At 39.3% G+C, this 20,017-nt stretch carries 13 protein-coding genes; 8 read left to right on the top strand and 5 right to left on the bottom strand.

The window, feature by feature from the left end; translation table 11 throughout:
• The first annotated feature begins 438 nt into the window (after positions 1-438).
• The 3 genes from AAZR93_RS18150 to AAZR93_RS18140 are packed head-to-tail and all read left to right on the top strand — an operon-like array spanning position 439 to position 8,060.
• Positions 439-2,112, top strand: a complete 1,674-nt coding sequence (locus AAZR93_RS18150) for a ShlB/FhaC/HecB family hemolysin secretion/activation protein (protein WP_434720638.1) — start codon at positions 439-441, stop codon at positions 2,110-2,112.
• Positions 2,113-2,136: 24 nt separating this feature from the next.
• On the top strand, positions 2,137-7,446 hold the full coding sequence (locus AAZR93_RS18145; protein ID WP_434720637.1) for a DUF637 domain-containing protein: 5,310 nt from the start codon (positions 2,137-2,139) through the stop codon (positions 7,444-7,446).
• Positions 7,447-7,457: 11 nt separating this feature from the next.
• Positions 7,458-8,060, top strand: coding sequence for a hypothetical protein (locus AAZR93_RS18140; RefSeq protein ID WP_434720636.1), 603 nt, complete (start codon positions 7,458-7,460; stop codon positions 8,058-8,060).
• A 135-nt stretch (positions 8,061-8,195) separates the two neighbouring features.
• On the opposite strand, the gene AAZR93_RS18135 is transcribed toward AAZR93_RS18140, so the two are convergent.
• The 4 genes from AAZR93_RS18135 to AAZR93_RS18120 all read right to left on the bottom strand — a co-directional run bounded on the left by AAZR93_RS18135 (position 8,196) and on the right by AAZR93_RS18120 (position 12,199).
• A complete protein-coding gene (locus AAZR93_RS18135) occupies positions 8,196-10,202 on the bottom strand; it encodes a BCCT family transporter (RefSeq protein ID WP_434720635.1) in 2,007 nt (668 codons plus the stop codon).
• 544 nt (positions 10,203-10,746) lie between these two features.
• Positions 10,747-11,013, bottom strand: a complete 267-nt coding sequence (locus AAZR93_RS18130) for a DksA/TraR family C4-type zinc finger protein (protein ID WP_434720634.1) — start codon at positions 11,011-11,013, stop codon at positions 10,747-10,749.
• 83 nt (positions 11,014-11,096) lie between these two features.
• Positions 11,097-11,534, bottom strand: a complete 438-nt coding sequence (locus AAZR93_RS18125; RefSeq protein ID WP_434720633.1) for a GNAT family N-acetyltransferase — start codon at positions 11,532-11,534, stop codon at positions 11,097-11,099.
• 167 nt (positions 11,535-11,701) lie between these two features.
• Positions 11,702-12,199, bottom strand: coding sequence for a hypothetical protein (locus AAZR93_RS18120; RefSeq protein WP_294108653.1), 498 nt, complete (start codon positions 12,197-12,199; stop codon positions 11,702-11,704).
• A 308-nt stretch (positions 12,200-12,507) separates the two neighbouring features.
• On the opposite strand from AAZR93_RS18120, the gene AAZR93_RS18115 reads away from it, so the two are divergent.
• Positions 12,508-13,203 carry a DUF421 domain-containing protein gene (locus AAZR93_RS18115; RefSeq protein WP_434720632.1) on the top strand — a complete coding sequence of 232 codons (696 nt, stop codon included), beginning with the start codon at positions 12,508-12,510 and terminating at the stop codon, positions 13,201-13,203.
• A 49-nt stretch (positions 13,204-13,252) separates the two neighbouring features.
• Here AAZR93_RS18115 and cptA read toward each other — a convergent pair whose 3' ends face one another.
• Entirely contained in the window at positions 13,253-14,962 is a 1,710-nt protein-coding gene (gene cptA / locus AAZR93_RS18110; protein WP_434720631.1) for a phosphoethanolamine transferase CptA, read from the bottom strand.
• Positions 14,963-15,358: 396 nt separating this feature from the next.
• Between cptA and AAZR93_RS18105 the strand changes: the two genes are divergently transcribed.
• The 4 genes from AAZR93_RS18105 (at position 15,359) to AAZR93_RS18090 (ending at position 20,016) form a co-directional block, all read left to right on the top strand.
• On the top strand, positions 15,359-16,531 hold the full coding sequence (locus AAZR93_RS18105) for an NAD-binding protein (protein WP_294108659.1): 1,173 nt from the start codon (positions 15,359-15,361) through the stop codon (positions 16,529-16,531).
• A gap of 30 nt (positions 16,532-16,561) precedes the next feature.
• Entirely contained in the window at positions 16,562-17,179 is a 618-nt protein-coding gene (gene ccmA / locus AAZR93_RS18100; RefSeq protein WP_434720630.1) for a cytochrome c biogenesis heme-transporting ATPase CcmA, read from the top strand.
• Complete coding sequence (ccmB, locus tag AAZR93_RS18095) at positions 17,179-17,844, top strand: heme exporter protein CcmB (RefSeq protein ID WP_434720629.1); 666 nt, start codon at positions 17,179-17,181, stop codon at positions 17,842-17,844. The genes ccmA and ccmB overlap by 1 nt, the downstream gene beginning before the upstream one ends.
• A gap of 462 nt (positions 17,845-18,306) precedes the next feature.
• Positions 18,307-20,016, top strand: a complete 1,710-nt coding sequence (locus tag AAZR93_RS18090; protein ID WP_434720628.1) for a ShlB/FhaC/HecB family hemolysin secretion/activation protein — start codon at positions 18,307-18,309, stop codon at positions 20,014-20,016.
• The last annotated feature ends 1 nt before the right edge of the window (position 20,017 follow it).

The raw sequence follows: 20,017 nt of genomic DNA, 5'->3' as shown, positions 1-20,017 counted from the left end.
TGGCTACGCTCAGTTACTCGGGTCGCATACTTGTTGTATGCTTCCCGAGATACCTTCTCTTGCCGCCTAGCTGCAACTCAAACTATTTAGAGTATAAGTTATGAACGTTTTACTTATTACTTGCTAGATAAGTGCTAAATCCCTCACTGTCATATTCCTTTTTTGCAATTGTGAGATTGCATGTAGGGCTATTTGTGACAAATTCTTTAGTAAAATTATTCAATTAAAATCAATCGATTGATTATTAGTATATAACATTGATTTTTACCGTTAACTAATAACTTATTGAAGTAATAAAATTAAAAAAACATAAAAAAACATATTAAATATAAAAAAAATCAATTTTTATTCATGGCATCTTTTTTTTATCTAAAAATATTTAATGAGAATGAGTTACATTACGATAAATTTACCATTTGTGACATAAACTCAAACAACATGACAATTTATCAAGCTTTGTGGCGTTTTTTATATTTATCACTATTCATTATCTCTCCTAATGGTTACTCAGAAAATCACTTACTGCCCTCCACACAGGAAAGTATTCAATTTGAACAAAAACAACGCTTAGAGTCAGAGTTGAATCAACGTAATCTATTGGAAAAACAAAATACAATCACCCTTGATAGTGCTGCTTCCAAACACCCTCAAGATGAAAGCTGTTTCCCTGTCGATAACATCCAATTTGTCGGCGCCACATACCTCACCAGCACAATTCAAACCCAATTAGCTTTAACTTATCTCAAACGTTGCCTCACCCTAAGCGAAATACACGAACTCACCAAGCGTGTCACTAATTATTATATTGAACAGGGTTTTATTACCTCTCAAGCGATAGTCCCTGAGCAAAACTTATCTTCACATCAATTAATATTACAAATTATTGAAGGGCGAATTGAAACTATCGAGATTGAGGATTCCCCTGAGCGTCTAGTTCATCAAATTTATCCCCATCAACAGGGGAAAATATTAAATCTACGGGATATTGAACAAGGGTTGGAGCAACTCAATCGATTATCATCGGCTAAATACACTATCGATATCCAGCCAGGAACCCAAACCGGCTACTCACGGATTATTATTCATAAGCAAGGAAAAAAATGGCCCATTACGAGCCAACTGAACCTCGATAATTCAGGTATGAAGGCAACGGGAAAACAACTGTTTACGGGCAGTTTAACAGTGGACTCCGCTTTGGGATTGGGTGAACAGTGGTCTGCCTCGGCTAATACCGATATGGCTGGAAGTTCGTCCTCTCATAGTCGCTATATTGTGGCGAGCTTGAATGTGCCTTATGGCTATTGGTCTTACCGTTACCAATTTTACCGCAACAACACATTACAGCCGTTTCATGCATCAGGTCAGCAATACCGTTATGAAGGGAAAAATACCAACCAGCAATTTGATGTAAGCCGCTTAATATATCGCGATGGCAAGCAGCGTTTCACATTACAAGGCAGTTTAAAACATAAAAATGCCAATACCCAGTTGGCCTCCCAAACTTTAAGTATCAGCAGCCCAACGTTAACCTCCCTCTCGTTTACTCCGCAGTACAGTACCACGCTCGGACAAGGTTACTTCACGTTTAACCCTGCCGCTGAATGGGGAATATCCGCCTTTGGTGCATCACCTGACAGACTTGCGAAAGACTCACCCCGCAGCCATTACCAAAAGTTTAGCTTAAGTAGCAGCTATCAATATTATTTTACCAATGGCATGACCTATTTAACCTCATTTTATGGTCAATATTCACCCGATAATTTATATGGTATTGAACGCATGACTATTGGCGGGCAGTATTCTGTTCGCGGTTACCATGAACAATCATTGAGCGGTAATCGGGGTCTATATTGGCGTAATGAAATCAACAAAGACATTGCCAATACTGCCATTGGACAACTTCGTTTTATCAGTGCTTTAGATTACGGTTTTATCGCCTCAGATAGATACCACGTTGAACATGACACCTTAGCAGGTGGAGCCGTAGGTCTCTCTTTTACAGGCAATAGCCTGTTTTATTCACAGTTTCTGCTCAGTAAACCTTTGCATTATCCCTCACAACTTAAACCAGACAATTGGTCGGCCTACTGGTCGGTCTCATTATCTTTGTAACTTTACGTTTTTAAAGGATTAATTATGCTAAATGAACCATTGCCCTCACGCCCTAAGCGGATATTAAGTTACATTATTATTTTCTTAACTACAGTCTATCCCTTACATCCTGCTTGGGGTGCAGCCATAACGGTGGCGGATAAAAACACCCAAATCAGCCAACAAAATAATATTCCGATTATTAATATCGCCACGCCAAATGGGGCGGGGATATCGCACAATAAATTCCAAGACTTTAACGTGGATAAACAAGGTGCGGTACTCAATAACGCCACCACCAATGTAAATTCCCAAATTGCAGGGCAAATTAAAGCCAATGCGAATTTAAAGGGGAATGCCGCCAATCTGATTATCAATGAAGTTACAGGCAGTAGCCGCTCAGAATTACAAGGCAAGCTGGAAGTGGCAGGCAAAGGCGCCAATGTCTTAATTGCCAATCCGAATGGAATTACCTGCAATGGCTGTAGTTTTGTGAACACCCCTGCTATTACCTTGAGCACGGGGAAACCCATTCTGGATAACAAGGGCGCATTGTCTGCGATTGAGGTGAAAAAAGGCAGTGTGGTTATTGGGGCAAATGGCATGAATGCTGAAGCACAAAGCTATGCCGATATTATCAGCCGTGCAACTGAATTGAATGGTCAAATCAAAGCAAAAAATTTGACCCTGATGCAAGGTACCAATCGTGTCGATTTTCAAAAAGGGACGGTCACCCCCATTGCGGGAGAGGGCGCTAAACCGAGTATTTCCGTCGATACTAAAGCTTTGGGGGGAATGTATGCCAACCAAGTCAAATTGGTGAGCACCGAAGCCGGCGTTGGTGTCAACCTCAGCAATATACAAACCAGCCAAGGCGATTTGACGCTAACTGTGGATGGTAAAATTACCCTTGCTGGCAATATCCAAGCGAAAAACGACATCAATGTCAGCACCAAAAATCTGCAAATTAACGCCAATGCGAAAGTGAACGCGGCAAAAGAGATTACATTGGCGACAAATGCCTTAACGAATAATGGGCAAGTTATTGCAGATAAGGACATGCGTGTATTTGCCGAGACAGTGAGTAATACTGGCAATGGCGCGCTCATTCAAGCACAAGACAATCTGTGGATGCAGAAAAATGCCAAAGGGGATTTAAGTACATTAATAGAAAACAAATCAGGAACGATAAAAACCAATTCGGGGGATTTGGTTGTTAGGGCGAAGAAATTGACAAATACAGCAATGACATCTCCCATAAAGATTTCCAATATCAATGCGACTACCCGTGATAATACTGGATATCATATCTCTTCTTTTTTTGGTACTAGGCAGGGGGTTGTATCGATTATCTCTCTCTATCCTCGATTAGAAAGTTTTCCCTATACAAAATGGTTCGGGACAATGGATTTAATCAACAGTGACAGCATTAATGTTGAACGAAAGCATTATTCAAATCAGGGAGGTATTGGCGTTATAACATCAGGAAAGAATGCTTATATTAACGCAAATGACTTAGTGAGTGATTTTGGAGAAATCGCTGCAAAAAACAATGTGATATTGACCGGACAAAATGCATCAATATCCTCTTTTGACTCAGGCAAATTAGATCTTTGGTATAAGTATGATACATCTAATGCAAATTTAGGAGAATTTGCGGATGAAAGTGATGATACAGGAACTTATGATATTTTTTATGTTAGTGAGCCAGTAGATTTCAAATTAATTGATAAATTCTATTCTTGGTCTCCTGATACATTGAGCCATCAATCCATATCTGCTGGAAATAATGTTGTTCTTGATTTTAAAAGCACCATTAATATTGACAGTAAACTCCCTAATACAGAAAAACCCATCGCGAAAATAGTACAAATAGCTAATCCTTCGTTTGCTATTACCGCAAAAAACATTATCTTAAATTCCAATAATGTAAACATTTCCTCGAATTTACAATCAACCAATGACCTTTCTATTATAGCGGGTCAAAGCATCAATATTAACAACGCTCAGCTCGTTGCCAATCAATCGCAAAGCCTGATTGCCAACAACGACCTTAATCTAAAACAAGTCAACTTAACCGCTAAAGACAGCACCTTAATAGCCAAAAATGGCAGTATTCAATACAGCTTAAATCCCGTATCTGCCTTTAAAGATAATGTGTTATCTCCTCCCGTGATTAACGCCGCAAATTCTTTACATGTACAAGCCGGCAAGAACATCACTTTTGATAATGCGCAATTAGTAAAAACGAATAAACTCACCCTCAGCGCCAATGATAACATCCTCATTCGTCGCGATGAATCAGTTTTAATTAAACTCGCGGCTTCAGAGCCTGTTGCAAACATTAATGCATTACTTACTAAAACAGGAAACTGGGCAAGTTCGGGAGAGATAAACCTCACTGCCGGTAAAAATATTGAAGCCCGAGGTATAACTTTTAACAGTGGTCAAGCACTCACTTTGAATGCAGGACAAGATATCCTTTTGGGTTCTAAAGCCATTAAAGATGTCGATAATCTGTTTAAAACTAACCGCTACCCAGAGTTACGCTCTCAACTCATTGCTAATGGCAATATGACGTTAAACGCAGCTCGGGATATTGATTTACAAGCGGCAAGCGTGCAGTCCAAAGGCACAATTACCGCGCTTTCCGGTCGTAATATTGGCCTATTAGCCAGTACTTATTCGGCTATCCCTAACCCGAATGAAGATTACCAAGATGTTCGATATGTTGCAGCTCAACTGTCAGGTGATAAGGGCGTCACGCTGGCTTCCAATGGCGCACTCACCGCGCAAGGCAGCACAATAAAATCCTTGGGTGATATTACGATTTCCAGTGGCGGAAATGTTCGGTTAGAGTCTGTCAAAACCCATTATCGTAAACAAGAAGGGAAACGGTTAGAGGATCTATACCGTCAAATTGGTACTGAAATTAACAGTGGTAAAACTCTGACCATTTTATCCGAAGGGAGCATTCTTTTCCAAGCTTCTCGTCTCGTTGCCAAAGGTACTATGGATATCGCGGCAAAAGGCGGATATCTCTATGCGCAAGCCATGGAAGAAACCAGTCACTATGAAGAGCAAAGTAAAAAATGCAATAAATGGACACTTTGCATCACTAAAAAAGAAGTTAAAAAAACACGCAGTGAAACCACCAATAAAGTGACTGAATTTACCGCTGGCGGCGATATTAATCTTTATGCCAAGGACGATGTCACTTTAGAAGCCACGAAAATTAATGCAGGCAAGAATGCCAAAATCATCAGCCAAACCGGTAAGGTGAATTTCAAAGCGGTGAAGAATACCACCTTTGAGGAAGTGATTTCCAATTCGAAAGGGTTTTACATCACTCAACGCAATAAAGGTTATACCGAAGATAAATGGATACTGCCTGTCCTGCATATTGGTGGAAAACTAACCATTGATGCCGCAAAAGGGATTACGGCAGATATCAAAACCAAAAATAACCAAAGTTTACAAAATGCCTTAAATTCACTCGGACAAACTGAAGGAACAAAGTGGTTAGCAGGGTTAAAAGAGCGTAAAGATGTCCAATGGAATTTAGTTCAAGATGCTTACGATGGCTGGGATTATAAAAGCCAAAGCTTAAATCCAGTTGCTTCTGCGTTAATTATGATAGCAGTCACGGCGATGACATCCGGTTATGGCCTCGCTTCTTGGGCTGCAGATGGCGCAGTGGCAGCAACAGGTGCAACTGGTACAACCGCTGCGGTAATTTCAGGTGCAGCTTACTCTGGTATGACCGCACTTACCTCTCAAGCCGCTGTCGCTCTGGTTGAAAATCAAGGCAACTTATCTAAGACACTAAATTCACTGGGTAAAAGCGATACCGTCAAATCCATTATTACTCAAATGGTCATTTCAGGGGCATTAAATGGCCTTGATATCAAAATGGAGTGGACTAAAGGTAACCCCGCTGATGCTAAATTACCGTTACTCGCCAATGGCGATTGGAGCAAAGTCGCCCAACGAGTTGCAGCACAATCCGTTATCAGCTCAACGGTAAATACCACGATACAAGGTGGTAGTTTTACCGATAATTTTAAAAATGCCTTATTGAGTAATATCGGCAGCCAAATCAATGCGGAAGGCGCAAAACTGATTGGCGATAATGGTGAAATTTTAGGGCATACAGGAAAGTTACTAAGTCACTCCGTTGTTTCAGGTATCAGTGCAGAAATTGCAGGTGGTAATGCAAAAGGAGCCGTTGTTGGTGCATTAGCTGCAGAATTGGCGGCAATAACATTAAATAGCAAATTATTTGAACCAAAATATATTAATGAGCAAGAGCGGCAACTGGCGCTAATACAAGAAGCAATCAATGGGAATGAAGCCAAAACTCAATTCACTAAAGTATTAGGTGGATTCGCAGGGGCGTTAATTACCCATAAGCCAGAAGGGGCTTTTTCTGCTGCTAACTCTGCTGAGCTGGTTTATACGTATAATTATACAGAGCATATGCTAACCCAAATAGCATTAGAGAACGCTCTGGATGTTATAGCTGCAGATAAAGGAGATAAAGCGGCAGCGAAACGTGTTACTGCGCGCCAAGAAGCGGCAATATTTGTTGGTTTTGTTGCTGCAGGCGGATATGTCGCAGTTATTGGTGGTGAAGTTGTTTTAGCTGCATCTCCTGAAATATTAGCCGCAGCAAAATTAGGAATGCAAGGATGTAAAGCAGGGTTAGTGCACTGTATCAATAAACTAGCCATTAGTTCAGCAGAAGTTATTGCTCCAGAAGCTGCTATTTCTAGCGGAGCAGCTTTGGGGGCTGGTTATAAATTACTAGCGAGCTCAGAGGAGGCTGCCAAAGCTCTCGCAAATACTACAATGAACAGCTCAAAGCATATGCTAATAGCTGGAAAACAAGATGCGAGTAAACTAAAGTCTCTCCTAGGCGCTGAGAAACTACGTGTTGAGGCTAATAAAAAAGTTATTGAGGAAATTAATAAATTTTCATCTAAAAACAAAGCTAGAGATACAGCAACTATGGTTGCTGCGTATGATATAAAAAGTGGCACTATTGTTGTCAAAGGTAGCGTAGGTAATAAAATTGAGGCCGATATGCTTCATAAAGATACAATAACTCTTCTCAAGCAAAAGTTGGGGGGAGCTGATGTTGGGACTAAAACTATTTATTGTAATAATATTGTTGGGGGATGTGGAGAGGTATTAGCTGCTGACCAACTAATAAGACAAGGAGTTAAACCAACAGACATAAGGATTTCACAAGCATATAGACCTAGAGATGCTCATGGATTCGATATATCGGAAGTTCCTCCAGAAGCGCTTGTATCTACTTGTAAAAATTGCATCAAAGTATTTTTAGAATAATAAGGATATCTATGGAATTACAGTTAGATAATAATTGGTCACCCGATTTTGCTTGTAATTATACTTGGGTCGCCGGAGATAAAAATGGATTGCTATCCTTGATGTTAAGTAATGGTTATGGTTGGCTACCTACAGTTTTACTTAACTCATCTATTAGCAAAAATGATGTTAACCTTTTATGTGAATATATAGATGGAGAATCAACAGAATATATTAACGAAATAAATCTGAATGGTAGTTATACAATCGATTTATATTCAAGCTATTCTTATAAATCATACCGAGATAAGGATGAGTTAATAAAAAGTTTTAACTCTAGACTTGAAAATAATAAAAATTGTATTGCTTCACTCGCTACCAAAATGGGAATGTTTTGTTATGAGGCTTTAGAGTTACCTTCAGAAGGTGATAACTATCCAATAGGATATGATGGAAAAACAACGATGGGAGATTATTATCGTTTTATTGTCCCAACTATTTTCGCAACTATAGAGGATATTCCCCTTCCTTTAAGGCAATATATTGTTGTTTCAAATACAATTGATTTCACAATAGATAGGCTACTGGATAACGATAGAATTAGTGAGTATTTCCCTCGTATGTACCATGATTAAGGTTATGAGTTATTAGACGAAAAAATAAAACAAGACAAAGTTAGGAAAGAATCATAAGTAACCGCCATCTTTACATAAAGATGGCGGTTACTATGTAAGCTTCAGTCTCTAATGTTCAATTTCTCTCTTTTTAGGCTACTTACCCAATAAGTGTAAGAAATGAATGTGTTTTTCATACTGATCAAGAATGTCATGAATGATCTGTTCTTTTGCCCAGCCCATCACATCATAATCTTGCCCGCCTTCTTTTAGGTGGATCTCGGCGCGGTAATAGCGCTGTTCTTCACTTTTTTCATCATCACTATCTGTGGCCATACCAGCGAGAGCAAATGCTGGCTGAACATAGTAACGGAGGCGAACTTCGTAGAAAAAGTTCATATCGTCGCCTAAATCCACATCAAAACTAATTCGGTCATCTTTCTCTATGTTGATATGGCAAGTAGTGCCTTGTTTAGCTAATTCTTCAGAAACCATCTCCATTGAAGGTTTGACGACCTCTTCAATAAAACGTTTAACTTGAGAGCGTTTCGGAAAATAAGCAATATTACGTAGTCTGCGCTGCCAAGGAATTGGGTTGCGGCTCGCTGTTGGTGCAATTGTTGCTAATTGCTGACTATCACGTTTATAGGCATCGACACGTAGCGCTTTAAATAGGCCATAGATTGATACGAGTAAGACCATCGCAAAAGGTAAGGCACTGGCTATAGTAAGGGTTTGCAGTGCTTTTAAACCACCCGCAAGTAGCATGGTGATAGCCACGACACCCATAAGACCAGCCCAGAAAATACGTTGCCAAATTGGTGTACCTGAGTCGCCACCGGAAGCTAGAGTATCTACAACCATTGCCCCTGAGTCAGCGGAAGTGACAAAGAAAACCACTACCATCAACATCGCAAAGAATGATAATGCAGTTGAAAATGGAAAATAAGTTAGAAACTCAAATAAGGCTAGAGATACATCAGATTGCACGGTTTCTGCTAGACGTGTAGCCCCTTGATTTTTAATCAGGTCGATGGCTGTATTTCCGAAGAAGGTCATCCACAGTAAGGTGAAACCCGCAGGCACAAACAATACACCCATCACGAATTCACGGATAGTACGCCCACGGGAAATACGCGCAATAAACATGCCGACAAACGGTGACCATGATAACCACCAACCCCAATAAAGTAGCGTCCATCCACCTAACCAATTACTGGATTTAGGCTCATAAGCATACAAATTAAAGGTTTTCGTGACGATTTCAGAGAGGTAGCCTCCCGTATTTTCAACAAAAGATTTTAGTAATAAAACCGTTGGTCCCAAGACAACAATTAGTACCAATAACAAGAATGCGAGGCCCAAATTTAATTCAGATAAAATACGAATGCCTTTATCGAGTCCTGAAACAACGGATAAAGTGGCAAGTCCGGTGAAGGTGATAATCAAGATAACTTGGATGGTTTCGTTAACTGGCCAACCGAATAAATGATTCAATCCTGCATTGACTTGCAATACTCCAAATCCTAGCGAGGTGGCAACACCAAACACGGTACCGACAACCGCAAAGATATCCACCGCATGGCCTATAGGACCATAAATACGTTCGCCAATAATGGGGTAGAGTGCGGAGCGCAGTGTTAAGGGTAATCCGTGGCGATAACTAAAAAAGGCTAGAATTAAAGCAACAATCGCATAAATGGCCCACGCATGTAACCCCCAGTGAAAGAAGGTTAAACGCATAGCTTCTTTGGCGGCTTCAATGGTTTGTGCATCCCCGACTGGTGGATTGAGATAATGCATCACAGGTTCAGCAACACCGAAGAACATTAAACCAATACCCATACCCGCAGAAAACAGCATGGCAAACCAAGAAACATAACTAAAGTTAGGCTGTGCATGGTCAGGTCCAAGTTTTATCTGACCATAACGAGAGAGTCCCAGATAAGTCACACTCAGTAAAATGATGGCAACAGCAAGTATGTAGAACCAACTGGCGTTATCAAATAAATTTTGTTGAAGATGACTTAGATGAGATTCTGCGACTTCAGGCATCAAGGCGGCAAAGCCAACGATGATCAAGATAATGAGGGCGGAACTATAAAATACCGGAGGACTAATTTTCGATCGTACTTTTTTGATATCAGTATCAATTTGACTCATGACTACCTTCTTTGGTTTTATTTTTGGCATACCAATATAATGTCGAGTATGCAGCGAGCGTCCTTCTTAAAAACAATGGATAATTGCGAAAGGGTTTCGGTTAAGAAACAAAATAGAAAGAACAGCGAATAAATAGTGGTGTTGATAGCAGTTAAAACCGCCATAAATATTAACAAAAATCTTGCTTTATAGTCCTTCAGTTCAAAAAAATAGGGGGTAATACTGCCATGTTATGGCCTAACATTCAACTTACTCGTCATACTTTGAACTGTAGGGGTGTTGGCTTCATTCGCTAACCTCGGTCACATACTTATGTATGCTCCCAAGGATTATCTCAATTGCCGCCTACCTACAATTCAAATTATTTAGAGTAAATAATAATGTGGTGAATATATTTAAAATGAACTGAATGAACTGAATGAACTGAATGAACTGAATGAACTGAATGAACTGAATGAACTGAATGAACTGAATGAACTGAATGAACTGAATGAACTGAATGAACTGAATGAACTGAATGAACTGAATAGGGAGAAGTGAGTTTTTATCTTAGCTGGCTGTCTTTACTGCCTCGGCGGTTGTAGCCAGAGAAAGCGGCCTGCTTTTTATCTAACTCGTTTTGGCATGTGATACACAGCTTTACGCCGGGAAGGGCTAGGCGCCTTGCTTGAGGGATTTTATTGCCACACTCTTCACAGCATTCAGCGCTTTCTCCTGAATGTAACTCACTGCGCGCTTTGGCGACGGCGTCAGCTAATGTGGCGTCGATTTGCTCTTGAACGGCATTCTCATTTGCCCAACCCGTAGCCATGTTTACCTCAATGGTTAACTAATCATCGATATAATTATTATTGAGGTGAATTACAAGAAATCAAGTTTCTTACTGATTAAATTTCACTTAAGTTGGATCGTCATATAAATATGATCCATCCCATCTTCATCGTACATCTCACCTTGGGTTTGATAGCCTAAGGTATGATAAAATTCGATAGCCGTATGTTGAGCAGAAAGGCCAATCGCACTGTAATGGTTTTCTAAACCATATTGTTCAACGAATCTCATTAATTCGCGGCCGAGTCCTTTACCCCGATGTTGCTTTAATACTGCGACTCTACCGACTTTAATTAAGCCTTTGTCTAGTAATAGACAACGTAATACGGCGGCAGGTTTATCCGTTAAATAAAGCACCACATGTAAGGCGTTGTCGTCATATTCGTCAACATCAATGTCTGCCGGAAACCCTTGCTCATGAGTAAATATTTGCTGACGAATATCGAAAGCGTGACTCACTAATGTGGGGAGCGCATATCCGTGACTGTGTTTGATTTGCATATTATTCCCTATAAAGGCATTCAAAGTTCAAATTTTCGCTAAATAGCGCTATTAAATCTATAATAATATAGCTTAAGGAAGATGCTGAGATTTATATTTTGAATTAAAAAATGCAGGTATGAGTCACCTGCATTTTTCAGTATATGACGGCTTATATAGGTTGAGTACTATTTATTGTCAGCCTTTGCATCATTATCTGCTTTTAATGATTCAGTCTTATTTTTTGCATCTGTCGCAAGCTCATCGGCTTTATTGATAGCATCAGTTTTGAGTTGTTCTGACTTCTCACCCGCACTTTCAGTGGCTTGGTTATATTTAGTCTCAAGTTCATCTGCTTTTTCAGATGCGCTTTGTTTTAGCTCATTGGCTTTAAGTTTGGCGTCATCGGTTAGTTCATCGGCTTTTTTCTCACCAGCTTCTTGCAACTCTTTCGCTTTATCGGTGATTTGGTCAGCTTTTTGTGAAGCATCTTTTTGCAGATCTTCGGCTTTTTCTTTTGCACTGTTGGTCAGTTCAGTGGCTTTTTGTTCACCTGTTTCTTTCAATTGCTGCGCTTTTTCTTCCGCTTGCTTCATCGTGTCGTCTGTTTTAGATGAATCATCACAGCCGGTTGTAACAGCAAAAACACCCGCTAGAATAAGTGAAGCGATGATTTTCTTTTTCATAAACATTTCCTTAGCATGAAGTTTGTCGAGTTATTGATTGAAATTCAAATCAAATATATTAATAGTTACTTCATTAATATAGACCAAAATTAGTTCGATGGATAATAGTTATGTCCTTTTTTTGATACGTATTAAGTTATGAAAGCTTTAATGCGATTTAATTTTTTATTGATTTTAAATAAATTAAAAACCTAATTTTATATTTAAATAATATGAAAAATGATTGGTTTAATGGTATTTTTATTAATAGAGATAGGTTTTTTAAAGTGGGAGTCTTAAATGAGTTTTAATAATATAGGGATAACAAAATGACATATTATTACACGCTCGTTATTATAAAGTTTATCATTGGTTTTACTATTGTAATAACACACATGAATTTTTCGGGGAAAACACAACTTTCACAAATGACACCAATTGATTTTATTGGTAATTTTGTGTTAGGTGGTATTATCGGTGGTGTAATTTATAGTGATACCATTCCATTGCATCAATATGTAATTTTATTATTTATGGGTGTAATGTTTATTTCATTATTGAACTTTTTAACAAAAAAATTCAATTTTTTCCGCAGTGTTACTATTGGTAATACCATTCCAATAATTAAAAATGGGCAGTTTATTATGGAAAACATACAGGAGAAAAGGAATAAAATTGATATGTTGAATATCACTTCTCGCATTCATGCCCAAGGTGTCTATTCATTTCAAGAAATTTATTATGCGCAGATAGAGCCTGATGGCCAACTAACTATTATTTGCGATAAAAAAAATATGCCATCGGTGATATTAATTAAAGATGGTGTTATTAGAACCAGTGAATTGGAAGCGATTGAACGGGATGAGGACTGGCTTAAGCAACAAATTGAAAAACATGGAATTAATAATATCGCAGATATTTTCTTAGCTGAGTTTTGGCATGGTGAAGTTAGTTTTATTTTGCAAGATGGTAAGATAAAACGTGTCGATGAACAAAAGTTGAAAGTTGTTGCTGAAAATAGTTAGTGAAAAAGTGGATGAAACGAAGTTATTCATTTCATCCACAAATTGAACACTATTTTTTCAAATCATCATATAGCATCAGTGATGATTTTTTATCCGGATCGCCTATATACCTTGGTTGAGGCTTGAATTCAGCATTGAATAAGCTCTTTTCAGGTTCAAATCCGGTGTAGTTTAGCCCCGCTAAATCAGACCAAGCATAGATAAAATCCATGGTACTAAAAGGTCTGGTGGTTTTGCTATTCAAATCAGACTGATGAGTCTGTAGCCATTCAGGTGATTGCCAAACTAAGAAAGGAATGTTGTACATAACCTTTGTCGGCTTACCTTCACTACGGCCTAACATCTCATGCGGTGGAGTATCAAATACATCTTCACCGTGATCGGAAAAGAACACCAAAAAGCCATTTTCTTTTGAAGAGTCGAAATCTTTAATCAGTGATGAAACCACATAGTCATTATAATGCTGAGCATTATCATAAGCATTGTAGTCTTTGATTTCGTCATCTTTCAGATTCGCAGGGATGAGACTATCTTTATTGGTAAAAATGGCTTTATCTTCAGGGTAGCGGAATTCATAACGCATATGCGTTCCCAACAGATGAACCACAATGAATTTTTTCTCAGCAGGATCTGCGAGTGCTTCTTTAAATGGCTCAAGTACTACGTCATCATAGATTCGAGAGCTTTGTGCCATATCATTATTCAAATAATATTGCTTATCTGTTTGGCGTGAAAATGCTGTTAACAGGGTATTACGCTCTGTCATAGTTTGCTGATTGGTGATCCAAAAAGTCTTAAACCCTGCTTGTTTCATCATATTCATGATAGACGGGCGCGAGTTAAATAATTCAGGTTCAGTTTGCGATGCAAAAGTCAGCACTTGTTGTAGTGCTTCGATGGTATAAGGACGCGATGTTACGACATCATTAAAGACGGATAAATTCGCGGGATAATCTTGAGCTAATTGAACAAGTTCAGGTGTTGTCGGACGCTGATAGCCATATAAACTCATTCTATCGCGGCTAGTCGATTCACCAATAACTAATACAAAAGTTCTCGGTGCATTGCCGTTGGCATCAACAAAATTTTCTAGTGGTAGAATTTTGTTATTGTCACGGATCAGCTCCTCCATGTTTGCCAATTGGTTTTTGTAGAGGAAATAACCACTAACAAACTGCCACGGTGCTGCATACGCCAATTTACTATTGATATATGAAGTCACATTGGAAAGCGGGCGATCTTGCTTGATAGCTTTATTATAATAAGGCACACCAAACAGGATAATTAAAATCAGTAACGAAACGCCAATTCTCCCAGTGGTTGGTAATGTGATTGGCTTTAGGCGAGTCCATAAAAAGATAGCTACAAGCGTATAAGCAAGGATGACGCCAACGACTTTGAAACTGAAATACTGTCTGAGGAATTCTCCGGCTTCATTGGTGTTAGTTTCGAACATAACAAACATCACACTTTGTGATAATTGATGTCCATAAACCACAAAATAAGCTAAAGCGATAACGGAAGATAGCCAAAGGACAATACCGATAAGACCGGCAACGAGTTTTATTTTTTTAGGAAAAAGTAGGGCTGGAATAATCCAAAGTGAGCTATAAAGGAGTGAGTCTCTGAGTCCGATAGTGTTACTTTGGCCAGTAACGACAACATAAAGTTGCAATATCGATGAGAAATACCAAAAGTAGATTAATAGCCAGAGCAATGACGACCAGCTAAACTTGTTTGTTTGTGTAGTATTAACCATAAGTTTTTTGACTCTTACTTTTTTGTATTGTTGAGTAGCTATAAAGTAACGATAAGTAACTATGAAAAATAGTTGAAAAATCGATTTTTAGATAGAGTGACAATCGTTAAGTTCAATAATAAATTTAGTGAGATAATAATCTCTTAAGGTTACCTTTAATCATCTGTTTATTAAAATGAGTCTATATAGCGCTTTCCGTTTAGAAATTTTGATTACACTATAGTTTAGAATGGTGAATTGTGCCTTATTATACTAGGGTGACGGCATAACTTAGCGAACGATATCATCATGCTTTGCCTGTTGCACAACTTGCCAAAATGATATTATCCTTAGCTAAACTAACTGGTATATAAACAAACGTTAATTATCTTTTCGATGAAAGGATGAGGCCAAATAATGTTCGATAACTCTTTTGTGGCTTTCTTAAAATCATCCTTATCAATCAGGCTGTTGCTATCCTTATTGATTATTATTGATGGTTTTATGATTTTAAAACCAGTGTTAAGTGCTTATACCGACTATATCGATTGGCGTGAAACAGGCTTCACAGAATGGTTGAAGTCATTGGGTTTTATGAAATTACTCGATATTCCTCGGTTTTTATTGGGTGCCTCGCTGATTTTTCTTTCGTTATTTATGATCAATGGCGCACGGATAGCTTGGGTATTTTCCCTGTTTTTATTAGCCATTATCTCTTTTGTTGATTTAAGACTTGCTCAAGAGAACATTCATCAAGGTTATTTTTCTCTCGGTTTATTTGTCGCATTATGTTTATTTTGGAAGCTTTATCATCATCATAGCTTAACCAGTGCTGGCTTTGTTGCTGTCACCTGTATTATTGGTTTATTGCTCTATTCCATTTTTGGTACGCTCTATATTGGCAATGAATTCTTTCCTATTGTGAAAGATGGCACAACGGCATTTTATTTTGCACTTGTGTGTATGACAACGGTTGGATTTGGCGATATTGTGCCTGTGACAGTCGATGCTCGCGTTTTTACTGTTACTGTTATTATTTTGGGTATTACTATTTTTACAACATCGGTCGTTTATGTCGTTGGCGTATTGGCTAAAGGGACGAAAGAAATTGTCCGCAAGAGGTTTTCTTATATGAAAGATCATTATGTCGTCATTGGTGGTACACCTATGGCCGTGAATGTTTATCAAGGACTTAAAAAACGTGAGCTTCCTGTTGCGGTCATCTGTCAAGAAAACCATCGTAGCCATTATCCAGAAAAAGATAATATTGTAACGGGTGATCCTACGAGCTCAGAATTACTGGCCGCTGCTAACGTCAAACATGCTAAGTGCGTGCTTATCATGACGGATAGTGACTCATTGAGTACTTTTGCTTTACTCGGTGTTAGGGAATTAGCGGGCAAAGAAGTCAAAACAGTTGTGCTTATTAATCAAGAAAATAACATGGATAAAGTGCGTCTACTGCATCCTGATATGTTGTTTTCATTATCTTCTCTGGGTTCTGAAGTTTTGATGCAAGTGCTTTGCGGTGACGCAATATCCAGTGACACTATCAGTGATATGCTATTGAATAAAGTTGCAAAAAGCTAATAACAAAGCTCTAAACAGGGAATGTAACCCATGCTAAGCGCACAACAAATAAGTTGTCATCGACAAAATAGAGTATTGTTTCAGCAGTTAGATTTTACAGTATTACCGGGGCAAATTTTACAGGTTGAAGGCCCTAATGGTGCAGGCAAAACCACTTTATTGCGTATGATGGCTGGTCTGTTAAAGCCCGATGATGGCGATATTTTTTGGCAAGCACAATCGATTGAAAAACTAAAAGAAGATTATACGCGTCATTTACTTTATTTAGGTCATAAGCCCGCGGTAAAGTCTCTGTTAACACCTTATGAAAACTTGCTATTTTACTATCAAATGCACCATAAAGAGCCTGAAGGTGAGCGTATTTGGCAAGCGTTAGAGGAAGTTTCGCTGATAGGTTATGAGGATGTTCCTGTTTGCCAATTATCTGCGGGTCAGCAACGTCGAGCTAATCTGGCACGGTTATGGTTAAGCGAAGCATCACTTTGGATTTTAGATGAACCGTTTACCGCTATTGATGTGGCGGGTGTTAAACGCTTAACTGAACGTTTTCATCAGCATGCTGAGCTTGGTGGTATTATTTTGTTTACATCCCATCAAGCGATGTCGGGCCATTTTGGATCATTAAAACTGACGGGCGGGTATGAGTAATGTTTTGGTTATTAATTAAAAGAGAACTAAAAATTGCCTTTCGAAGTTTTTCTGAGTTAGTTAATCCGTTATGGTTTTTCTTAATTGTGATCACGTTGTTCCCGTTGAGTATTGGTCCTGAACCTCAGTTACTCGCCCGTATTTCGGTCGGTGTTTTCTGGGTTGCAGCCATCTTGTCCTCGCTATTATCATTGGAACGCTTATTTAAAGATGATTATCTCGATGGCACTTTAGAACAGCTTTTATTAGCACCTAACCCGTTATTTATCACCGTATTAGCCAAAGTTATTGCACATTGGTTAGTGACTGGTTTGCCATTAATTTTGCTTTCGCCAATCGCCGCATTAATGTTGTCTTTTAACAGTGATACATTAGTCGTACTCGCGGGCACACTCTTATTAGGCACGCCGGTGCTCAGTTTTATCGGCGCAATTGGTGCTGCGTTAACGGTTTCCCTTAAAAAAGGCGGCGTTCTTGTGAGTTTACTGGTGTTACCGCTCTATATCCCTGTCTTGATTTATGCCACAGGTACCATGGAAGCGCATAGTTTTAATATGCCATTAAATGGTTATTTCGCTATCTTAGCGGCGTTATTTGCTGCAAGCCTAACATTTTCCCCCTTAGCCATTGCTGCTGCATTGAAAATCAATATTAGTCACAGTTGATTGTCACTTAGTTAATTGTCACCTAGTCAATTGCTGCCTAGTCATTAGTTACATAGCTAATTTCTAAAAGGCGTCATCACGCATTTATGCATTTTTACATCTATATTTTTTGTTTTCTTTCATTAAATGGTAGTGCTGTGGATTAATATATGTATGTTAAATTTTATTACTTATTTTGTGAGTGATTAATGTCAATCAGTGAATTTAACTTAGATTGAGATGATGCGATAATTTAAGTCGATAAAGTTAATTTGTTTTATAATATCTTAGCTATTCAACATAAGGGATTTAATTATATAATTGATTTAATTATTTAAATTGACTTTTATCTTTTGGGGGCGAGAGTGAGGGCTAAGTCACTATTTAACTAAAAATGCGATAATAGCTGATTGTGATTTAGGTTAAAGTATGTAAAGTTATGCGCAGATAATTAACTTACACTTTGGGCTATTAAAAAAACTAATGATTTTTGTACGGACACTCATTTTCGGATCGATTTTTTTTACCTTTTGTTTCCCTACGCTAGCAAAAGCTTCATTATTGAAACCGGATAACACAGACGATCTATTTAATCGACAAACTCAGCAGCAGCAAGCTCAGCAGCAGCAATTTGAGGCAAAAGCCCCAGATGTGAGCTTATCTACGCCTATCGCCAAGGCGAAATTACAATTTCCAGATGAAAATCCGTGCTTTAAAATTGAGCAAGTCTCTATTACAGGCCAAGAGGCCTTGCCTCATTGGGTTCCGGTTCAGAGACTGGCTAATCAGGCCGTTGGTCATTGTATTGGTGTTGAAGGGATTAATTTATTGGTTACGGATGTGCAAAACCGATTAATAAGTCATGGGTGGATTACAAGCCGTGTTTTAGTTCCTGAACAAGATTTATCCACGGGTCAGCTTAATTTAGTTGTATTACCGGGTAAAGTCCAAAAAGTGGGTTTCACTGACAACTCATCGACCTACAGCACGTTATACAGTGCAATGCCAGCACGTTCGGGTCATTTATTGGATTTACGGGACATTGAGCAAGGTTTAGAAAACTTACAGCGCCTACCCACCGTACAAGCCTCAATGGAAATGGTGCCCGGTGATGGTCCGGGTGAAACCCAAATTGTGATCAATCGCCAGCAGTCGCGTTATTGGCACGCTGGCGCGTGGGTGGACAATACTGGCTCAAAAAGCACCGGTAAAAATCAAGTGGGTATGATGTTGGCACTGGATAACCCGACTTCCCTCAGCGATCTTTTCTATATTACGGCAACGCGCGATTTAAGCTTTTCTAGCGATAAAGACACCACTAACTACAGTGCGCACTATTCGGTGCCGTTTGGTTATTGGCAGTTTGCCACCACAGCGAGTGATTATGAGTACACACAAACTATTGCTGGCACAAATAGCGACATTCGTTATCGCGGTAAAAGCAAAAGTTTGAACCTACAACTGAGCAATGTGCTGTACCGTGATGCCACAGCGAAAACCACAGCGACCTATGATGTCAATTTACGTGAGACGCGCAACTTTGTGGGTGAAACTGAAATTGAAAACCAAAAACGGCGCACTACCGCTTGGAAGCTCGGCCTTAATCACCGTCAATACGTGGGGCAATCCACACTCAATGTGGGGGCGAGTTACCAGCATGGGACGCGCTGGTTTGGCGCAATGCCCGCTTTTGAAGAGTTTAGCAGTAAAGGCTCCCAAGATTATGCGACCGCACTGGCGATAATTATGCAATTTTCCGCGTCTGCGAGTATCCCGTTTACACTTGCGGAGCAGCCACTTCGGTTTGAGTCACAATACTTACGTCAAATCAGTGACAGGCCTCTAACGCCTCAGGATCAATTCAGTATCGGTAACCGCTGGTCGGTACGAGGTTTTGATGGCGAACGCACCTTAAGTGCGGATGAAGGCTGGACGCTGCGCAACACCCTATCATGGACATTACCTGTTCCTGCTCAAGAACTGTATGTGGGCGTCGATTACGGCAAAATTAGCGGACGTGGGACTGACATTAACTTAGGCTCACACCTTGCGGGTGGTGCGATTGGTTTGCGTGGTGCGATTAACCCCGCCAACTTAAGTTATGACTTCTCTATTGGCACCCCGTTCTCTAAACCAGAAGGTTTTAGAACCGACCCAGCTACATTTTCGTTTTCGGTTAATTGGAATTACTGAG

It is taken from the genome of Providencia sp. Je.9.19, assembly GCF_051129765.1.
In the GTDB taxonomy this organism is placed as follows: Bacteria; Pseudomonadota; Gammaproteobacteria; order Enterobacterales; family Enterobacteriaceae; genus Providencia.
The sequence above is the reverse complement of the archived record's forward strand: the minus strand, read 5'-3'. Positions and strand labels throughout refer to the sequence as shown.

Bases quoted from the DNA above. Each gene is read 5' to 3' on its own strand.
- AAZR93_RS18130 (WP_434720634.1), bottom strand. From the start codon at position 11,013: ATGGCTACGGGTTGGGCAAATGAGAATGCCGTTCAAGAGCAAATCGAC.
- AAZR93_RS18090 (WP_434720628.1), top strand. From the start codon at position 18,307: ATGATTTTTGTACGGACACTCATTTTCGGATCGATTTTTTTTACCTTT.
- AAZR93_RS18140 (WP_434720636.1), top strand. From the start codon at position 7,458: ATGGAATTACAGTTAGATAATAATTGGTCACCCGATTTTGCTTGTAAT.
- AAZR93_RS18145 (WP_434720637.1), top strand. From the start codon at position 2,137: ATGCTAAATGAACCATTGCCCTCACGCCCTAAGCGGATATTAAGTTAC.
- AAZR93_RS18105 (WP_294108659.1), top strand. From the start codon at position 15,359: ATGTTCGATAACTCTTTTGTGGCTTTCTTAAAATCATCCTTATCAATC.
- ccmA (WP_434720630.1), top strand. From the start codon at position 16,562: ATGCTAAGCGCACAACAAATAAGTTGTCATCGACAAAATAGAGTATTG.
- AAZR93_RS18150 (WP_434720638.1), top strand. From the start codon at position 439: ATGACAATTTATCAAGCTTTGTGGCGTTTTTTATATTTATCACTATTC.
- AAZR93_RS18125 (WP_434720633.1), bottom strand. From the start codon at position 11,534: ATGCAAATCAAACACAGTCACGGATATGCGCTCCCCACATTAGTGAGT.
- AAZR93_RS18135 (WP_434720635.1), bottom strand. From the start codon at position 10,202: ATGAGTCAAATTGATACTGATATCAAAAAAGTACGATCGAAAATTAGT.
- AAZR93_RS18115 (WP_434720632.1), top strand. From the start codon at position 12,508: ATGACATATTATTACACGCTCGTTATTATAAAGTTTATCATTGGTTTT.
- AAZR93_RS18120 (WP_294108653.1), bottom strand. From the start codon at position 12,199: ATGAAAAAGAAAATCATCGCTTCACTTATTCTAGCGGGTGTTTTTGCT.
- cptA (WP_434720631.1), bottom strand. From the start codon at position 14,962: ATGGTTAATACTACACAAACAAACAAGTTTAGCTGGTCGTCATTGCTC.
- ccmB (WP_434720629.1), top strand. From the start codon at position 17,179: ATGTTTTGGTTATTAATTAAAAGAGAACTAAAAATTGCCTTTCGAAGT.